Here is a 749-nt window from a genome sequence, read left to right as displayed (position 1 = left end):
TTTAGGAGGCGACCGCCCCAGTCAAACTGCCCACCTGACACGGTCCCTCTACCGGTTTCACGGTAGCAGGTTAGAACTCCGATACGATCAGGGTGGTATCCCAACGGCGCCTCCACCGAAGCTGGCGCTCCGGCTTCTCAGGCTCCCACCTATCCTGTACAGATCGTACCAAAGTCCAATATCAAGCTGCAGTAAAGCTCCATGGGGTCTTTCCGTCTTGTCGCGGGTAACCTGCATCTTCACAGGTATTAAAATTTCACCGGATCTCTCGTTGAGACAGCGCCCAAGTCGTTACGCCATTCGTGCGGGTCAGAATTTACCTGACAAGGAATTTCGCTACCTTAGGACCGTTATAGTTACGGCCGCCGTTTACTGGGGCTTCGGTTCACAGCTTCGGGTTACCCCTAACCGCTCCCCTTAACCTTCCAGCACCGGGCAGGCGTCAGCCCGTATACTTCGCCTTGCGGCTTCGCACAGACCTGTGTTTTTGCTAAACAGTCGCTTGGGCCTTTTCACTGCGGCCCCCTCGGGCTATTCACCCTACCGAGGCACCCCTTCTCCCGAAGTTACGGGGTCATTTTGCCGAGTTCCTTAACGAGAGTTCTTCCGCGCGCCTTAGCATGCTCTGCTCGCCTACCTGTGTCGGTTTGCGGTACGGGCACCTTCGCCTGGCTAGAGGCTTTTCTTGGCAGTGTGAGCCCATGACCTTCGGTACTTATATTTTCCCTCCCCATCACAGCCCAGCCTTA

1 rRNA gene is annotated in these 749 nt (G+C 55.9%); it reads right to left on the bottom strand.

The features are described 5' to 3' along the window. A 23S ribosomal RNA gene (locus tag DNH61_RS01060) occupies window positions 1–749 on the bottom strand; the annotation flags it as partial.

The organism is Paenibacillus sambharensis (assembly GCF_003233845.1).
In the GTDB taxonomy this organism is placed as follows: domain Bacteria; phylum Bacillota; class Bacilli; order Paenibacillales; family Paenibacillaceae; genus Paenibacillus_I; species Paenibacillus_I sambharensis.
The sequence above is the reverse complement of the archived record's forward strand: the minus strand, read 5'-3'. Positions and strand labels throughout refer to the sequence as shown.